This is a genomic window from Alkalibacterium sp., from assembly GCF_046484155.1.
Lineage (GTDB): Bacteria > Bacillota > Bacilli > Lactobacillales > Carnobacteriaceae_A > Alkalibacterium.
Window position 1 is genome coordinate 42,953 of record NZ_JAWOBT010000009.1, and the last position, 7,003, is coordinate 49,955.

At 38.9% G+C, this 7,003-nt stretch carries 6 protein-coding genes; all 6 read left to right on the plus strand.

The annotated features are described in order from the left end of the window. Nucleotides 1–17 precede the first annotated feature (17 nt). On the plus strand, nt 18–1,274 hold the full coding sequence (rho, locus tag R6U02_RS00780; protein ID WP_410261742.1) for a transcription termination factor Rho: 1,257 nt from the start codon (nt 18–20) through the stop codon (nt 1,272–1,274). Nucleotides 1,275–1,478: 204 nt separating this feature from the next. Continuing rightward, the gene (locus R6U02_RS00785; RefSeq protein WP_410261743.1) at nt 1,479–1,727 is read left to right on the plus strand and encodes a type B 50S ribosomal protein L31; all 249 of its coding nucleotides are present in this window, start codon (nt 1,479–1,481) and stop codon (nt 1,725–1,727) included. A 414-nt stretch (nt 1,728–2,141) separates the two neighbouring features. Beyond that, nucleotides 2,142–3,245 (plus strand): D-alanine--D-alanine ligase family protein, encoded by a 1,104-nt coding sequence (locus R6U02_RS00790; protein ID WP_410261744.1) that lies wholly within the window; start codon nt 2,142–2,144, stop codon nt 3,243–3,245. After that, a complete protein-coding gene (murF, locus tag R6U02_RS00795; protein ID WP_410261745.1) occupies nt 3,226–4,620 on the plus strand; it encodes a UDP-N-acetylmuramoyl-tripeptide--D-alanyl-D-alanine ligase in 1,395 nt (464 codons plus the stop codon). Before R6U02_RS00790 ends, murF begins: the two co-directional genes overlap by 20 nt. A gap of 326 nt (nt 4,621–4,946) precedes the next feature. Next, nucleotides 4,947–6,416: a DEAD/DEAH box helicase gene (locus R6U02_RS00800; RefSeq protein ID WP_410261746.1), complete on the plus strand. Its 1,470-nt coding sequence runs from the start codon at nt 4,947–4,949 to the stop codon at nt 6,414–6,416. A 157-nt stretch (nt 6,417–6,573) separates the two neighbouring features. Continuing rightward, nucleotides 6,574–6,927 (plus strand): holo-ACP synthase, encoded by a 354-nt coding sequence (gene acpS / locus R6U02_RS00805; protein WP_410261747.1) that lies wholly within the window; start codon nt 6,574–6,576, stop codon nt 6,925–6,927. The last annotated feature ends 76 nt before the right edge of the window (nt 6,928–7,003 follow it).

Here is a 7,003-nt window from a genome sequence, read left to right on the forward strand (position 1 = left end):
AGACAGGAGAGCTTATAGTGGGGAAGTTTATCACGTATAGTGAGCTACAAGAGAAAACATTGAAAGAAATTTATGAGTTAGCGAAAGACTTGAAAGTACCTTCTTACAGTCAAATGAACAAAAAGGAATTATCAATGGCTGTTATTCGGGCGCAAGAAGAAAAACAAGGCTATTTCCGAGTAAGTGGCGTTTTAGATAAAATCAGTCATCAGGATTTCGGTTTTTTACGTCCGATCAATTACTCCCACAGCAATGAAGATGTCTACATTTCGGCTTCACAAATGACGCGGTTTGGATTAAGAAACGGCGATAAAATAACAGGTACCGCTCGCCCGCCTAAAGAGGGCGAACGCTATTACGGTTTGATGAACGTCCAGTTAGTGAACGGAAAAAACCCGGAAGAAGCTAGAGAACGTCCGCATTTTCCGGCATTAACGCCATTATATCCAGATAGACGAATTAATTTAGAATCCTCATCGGATGAATTATCTGCTCGTATCATTGATTTAATTGCTCCGATTGGGTTCGGACAACGTGGATTAATTGTCGCTCCACCTAAAGTAGGGAAAACAACATTACTTAAAGAGATCGCTAATGGAATCAAAAAAAATCATCCCGAAGTTGAATTAATTGTCTTACTTATTGATGAGAGACCTGAAGAAGTGACAGATTTAGAGCGTAGTATTGACGGTGAAGTTGTGCATTCAACGTTCGATCAGCCACCACAGAACCATGTTAAAGTAAGTGAACTGGTACTGGAACGCGCACGTCGTCTGGTAGAAGATAAACAAGATGTGGTCATTTTGATGGACAGTATTACACGTCTTGCTCGCGCATACAACTTAGTGGAACAACCGAGTGGACGTACACTTAGTGGCGGAATCGATCCTGCTGCGCTTTACCGTCCCAAACGCTTCTTTGGTTCAGCACGTAATGTTGAAGAAGGTGGGAGCATGACGATTGTTGCGACGGCCTTGATAGAAACGGGGAGCCGCATGGATGATGTCATATATGAAGAGTTCAAAGGAACGGGCAATATGGAAATTCATCTGTCCCGTGAACTGGCAGAACGTCGTATTTATCCAGCTATCGACATTAAAAAATCGAGTACCAGAAAAGAAGACTTGCTCTTGTCTACGGAAGAGTACGAAGCTGTTTACAAATTACGTCGAGGCATGCGAAATGATTCATTAGAATACACGGACCAATTCATAAAGACACTGAAACGGTACGAAAAGAATGATGGATTTGTAGAAAAAGCACTGAAACAATAAAAAATTAGCGTCTCAGTGAAAAAAATCAAGTAAAAGATTGCATCAAAAAAATAAACATGCTAATATATATAGTGTTGCATACCAAAGAAACAAGATGGAAAAGCAAAGCATTGCACAAACAATATATTTGTTATCTATCTTGACTAAAGAATAAAGATAACTATGGAATCGCGAAGATTTCATGGCAGTTAAGGAGTGAAAAAAATGAAAAAAGGAATTCATCCAGAATATCATGATGTCGTGTTTATGGACACAACGACAGGATTCAAATTCATGTCAGGATCTACTAAAACAGCAAAAGAAACAGTAGAGTGGGAAGATGGTAACGAATATCCATTGATCCGTGTTGAGATTTCTTCAGACTCTCATCCATTCTATACAGGACGTCAAAAATTTGCTCAAGCAGATGGACGTATCGATCGTTTCAACAAGAAATACAATTTGGAAGACTAATAAGATTAAAAGCTCTGGCTATCCAGAGCTTTTTTTTAACTTAAATTAGGTATTATAGGTATTTAAAAACCAAAATGAAATGTATGAGGATCTGCATGTGTTAAGTGGATATGGTTTAAAGTAGTCTTTTTAAGTGTTATGGTGATTGAGAATGCCACTCCGGTGTACTCGGAAACGAAGGGATCTAACGGGTACCAATGTATCCCGGGTAGTATAAAGAAATGAGATAGTCCAGACAAAGGCAGAATACAAAAATGCTATTCCGGTTTAGTTCATTCGATTTAAGTATGTTCGTCTCACGATAAGAAAGTGAAACTTTTTAAGCTGTTATAGACTAAAAATATGCTAAAATACAGATATAATTCCGTAAGAGCTGAGCGTAACTACGACTCACCTGCGAGTAGGAGGAAGACTATGAAGCTTTATGTGATATATGGTGGAAAGAGTGCTGAACACGAGGTTTCCGTTAAATCTGCCTTTTCCATCCTTCAAAACATTTACTATGATTATTATACTGTTATACCTGTTTACATTACGTACGAAGGGAATTGGTTTAGAGGCGCTGAAGTCGAAAGTAGAGAAAGCATCATTTCCAAAGATGAGTTAGTAAATATCGAAGAAAAAATCCCTTTCTCATTTAATGAACTGACCGAAGGAGAGTCTGTGGCTTTTCCGGTTCTTCATGGACCGAACGGAGAAGACGGTACGATTCAAGGCCTATTTGAAACGTTAGGTATTCCTTACGTAGGCGCAGGCGTTCTTTCAAGCGCCGTTGGCATGGATAAAGTGTTGAGCAAAGTAATCTTTAAAGAAGCGGGACTGCCTGTTCTTCCTTACAAAGAAGTCAAGGTAAGAGACTGGAGAGTCGATCAAGAAGCGGTGTGTGAAGCTATCGAGACGGAGATAGACTATCCTATCTACGTTAAACCGGTTAATCTGGGATCAAGCGTAGGCATCACGCGAACACTCAATAAAGAGGAATTGATTCAAGCGATTGACTTAGCCTTCAATTATGACTATCGTGTGGTTGTCGAAAAAGGAGTGCAAGTACGTGAAATAGAAGTAGCGATACTCGGGAATGAAGACGTACATACGTCAGTCCCAGGTGAGTTGGTTAAGCAGAAAGCTTTCTACGCGTATGAAGATAAATATTTGAATCAAAAAGTTATCCGGGAAGTTCCAGCTGACTTATCCCCTGAATTGACAAAAAAAGTGAGGAAAATGGCTGCCAAAGCTTTCGAAGCAATAAATGGTTCCGGTATTTCCCGTGCAGATTTCTTTTTAGCCGAAGATGGAGAAGTTTACATCAATGAAGTCAACACATTTCCGGGTTTTACATCACAAAGTATGTATCCGAGAGTGTGGGCGAAAACAGGTCTCCCATATGCTGACTTGATTGAAGAAGTCATCCAACTAGGGGTACGCAGGCATAATGACAAATATAAGCTAAGTACTAAAATTACAAGAGATGATGAAAGAGTAGAAATGGAGAGTGCTAATGTCGAAATGGACACTTAAGGATATTGTTCGAGCGGTTGATGGGAAACTATATAATGATGACGTGATAGAGTATATAGAAGGGATTTCCTTTGACACGCGAACTTTAGCCAAAAACAATTTATTCGTTCCATTAACGGCTGATCGAAATGGGCATGATTTTATTCAGTCAGCAATCGAAAAAGGAGCATCAGCGACCTTTTGGAGTGATCCCATCGAGGACGCCCCTAAAGATATTGCAGTTATTCAGGTCGAAGATACACTAAAAGCTTTTCAGGATTTTGCTCGGTATTATTTGAAAAAAGTATCGCCAAAGGTTATTGGTATTACCGGCAGCAATGGAAAAACGACGACAAAAGACATGGTAGCGGCAGTTGCTTCGGCAAAGTTTAAGACCCATAAAACCATAGGTAATTTCAATAATCACTTAGGCTTGCCTTTGACTATTTTAGAAATGGCTCCTGACACGGAAGTGATCGTACTGGAAATGGGTATGAGCGAAAAAGGTGAAATCCATTTGCTGTCTGAGATAGCCGAACCCGATATTGCGGTCATTACCATGATCGGCGAATCACATATTGAATATTTAGGTTCACGTGAAGCTATCGCTGAAGCGAAACTGGAAATTGTTGAAGGCATGAATCAGGGAACGCTTATATATCCTGGAGAAGAACCGTTATTGAAAACTAAAATAGACAACGGATGGGTCGATGAAAAGGTGGAAACAGTTAAAACCTTTGGCAAAGCACCCGGAGTTGATTTATATTCGACAGAGATTCAATCTGAAATGAAACAGACGAAATTCAAAACCAATCAACAAACAGATACAGCATGCACCTTGCCCATACCAGGCGAATATAACGTACAGAATGCTTTATCAGCGATACTTGTAGGGGAAACCTTAGGCATTGATGTAGCTGATATTTATCATCAATTATCTCACTTTCAGTTAACTAAAAATCGCTTGGAATGGATAACAGGCGTGAACCAGTCTGTCTTGTTAAATGATGCGTATAATGCGAGTCCATCATCTGTGAAGGCAGTCTTGAGTTACTTTCAAGAGATAGAGGTACCTAATCGGAAAGTTGTCGTTTTAGGAGATATATTGGAATTAGGTAAACAATCAGAAGCTATGCACCTAGATTTATATAAAGCGATTGATCCCGAAGCGATTGATGAACTTGTTTTATATGGGGAAAAAATGAACGTGTTATACAAAGAAATGCTGAAAATAATGGATAAATCCAAGCTGAACTATTTTACGGGAGAAAAAATACCGTTGATAGATCATCTGAAAGAAACGTTACAACCGGAAGATACCGTGTTGTTCAAGTCCAGTTTCAGCACAGGTATGCTTGAAATTGTGTCTAAGTTAAGTCGATTCGAAAATAAATAAAACGCATTCATTTTTTCGAGCGATACAAACAGGTTGAAAACAGATTGAACACATGATAAGATAACACTTGTAAGCCAGACAACTGTTCGTTTAGTAGATAGAAATATCTATCGTATGAAAATTAAATAATAAATACTGAGTCAAGATAAATGTCATGCCCCTGGTGTACCACATCGAATGATGAGATACTTACACTAGGGTCTTTGTTTGAACAGAATCACGGAACGTTCTGTTTTCAAGAAATGATCTTTCTCTATTAATGAGTAAAATCATCCTTGGCTCTTAAACGAATGCTTGCTAAGGAAAATAATAGGAGGAAACATTTTTTGAAATTTAATGAACTAGATTTAATACCAGAATTACTAAAATCCGTAAAAGAAATGGGATTTGAAGAAACCACACCAATCCAGGAACAGACTATCCCTCTAGCTTTAGAAGGTAAAGACGTTATTGGACAAGCACAAACAGGAACCGGTAAAACGGCTGCTTTTGGTTTGCCGATGTTACAGAAAATCGACGTTAAAAACCATAATGTTCAAGGGCTGGTTATTGCACCTACTCGTGAATTAGCTATCCAGACTCAGGAAGAAATCTTCCGTTTGAGCAGAGATAAAAAAGTTAAAGTAACGTGTGTTTACGGCGGAGCAGACATCAAAAGACAGATCCAACAAATCAAAGGTGGCGCTCAGATCGTCGTTGGGACTCCCGGACGTATGCTTGATTTGATTCGTCGTAAATCGTTGAAACTGAATCAAGTAGAAACACTTGTTTTAGATGAAGCGGATGAAATGTTGAACATGGGGTTCATTGATGATATCGAATCGATCATCAAAGAGACTCCAAAAGAACGTCAAACGTTACTGTTTTCTGCAACAATGCCAGAACCAATTAAACGCATTGGTGTACGTTTCATGAAAAATCCTGAAACTGTACGTATCCAAACGAAGACATTGGCTGCATCTACGATCGATCAATATTATACTAAAGCAAGAGATAATGAAAAATTTGACGTTTTAACACGTCTACTTGATGTACAAAATCCTAAATCGGCTTTGATATTCGGACGTACTAAAAAACGTGTCGATGAATTATCTAAAGGTTTAGAAATGCGTGGCTATCAAGCCGAAGGAATTCATGGCGATTTATCACAAAGTAAACGTATGAGTGTCTTAAAAGACTTCAAAAACGGAAAAATGGATATCTTAGTAGCAACAGATGTGGCTGCTCGTGGATTAGATGTTACCGGATTGACACACGTTTTCAATTACGATATCCCTCAAGATCCTGAAAGTTATGTCCACCGTATTGGTCGTACAGGCCGTGCCGGTGAAGAAGGCGTAGCTGTAACATTTGTTACTCCTCAGGAAATGAGCTATCTGCATACGATTGAAAAACTAACCAATCAGCCATTGACGGCACTTCGTCCACCAACCAGTGATGAAGCGTTAGAAAGTCAATTGCAATCAGCTATGAAAGATATTCAAAAAACCATAGATGAGAATGGCTTAGATAAATATACAAATGCAGCTGAAAAACTGCTTGTTTCATATTCATCTGAAGACTTAGCTGCTGCTTTGGTTAAAGCAATGATCAAAGATCCGACTGATGTCCCTGTCAATATCTCTCCACAACGTCCGCTTCCAAACAAGGAAAAAGGCGGCCGTGGCCGAGGAAAAGGTAAGGGTAGCAGTAACCGTGGCGGTGGCGGTAAAAGTAGTTATAAAGGTAAAGGCCGTTCAAGCGGTGACAACCAAGGAAAACGAAGCACCACTCGTCGCCCTAAAAGAAATGGTTAAGGCATAAAATAATTAATGTACAAAGTCAGTAAGTGGTCTAGGCCGCTTACTGGCTTTTATTATTGAAATAAATCGTTTTTAAATGACATTTCGATGTGAATCTGTTAACATAATTAAGTAATAGTAGCATTGGCGGTATTAAGGATAGAGGAATGTAATGATCGTGGGTATAGGTTTAGATGTTGTGGAAATAAATAGAATCGAGGAAGCATACATAAGACGAGAATCTTTTGCGGAAAGGGTCTTGACGAGTAAGGAAAAAGCTATCTTTTCTGAACTTAAAGGAAAAAGAAAAGTTGAATTTTTAGCTGGACGTTTTTCTGTAAAGGAAGCATTTTCGAAAGCATTAGGAACAGGAATAGGAAAGATTGGTTTTTTAGATGTTGAAATACTGCCAGACAGTTTAGGTAAACCAACGGTAACTCGAAGTCCGTTTAACGGGAATGTTTGGGTTTCCATTTCGCACACGGGTTCAATAGCAGTTGCTCAAGTTATTTTAGAAAAAAATTAACATGCGTTCTTTCGTGGAATTGTCACAAACACGTATTTAAAATCATTGTCTTTCGTGATAGACTTACAGGTAAGGA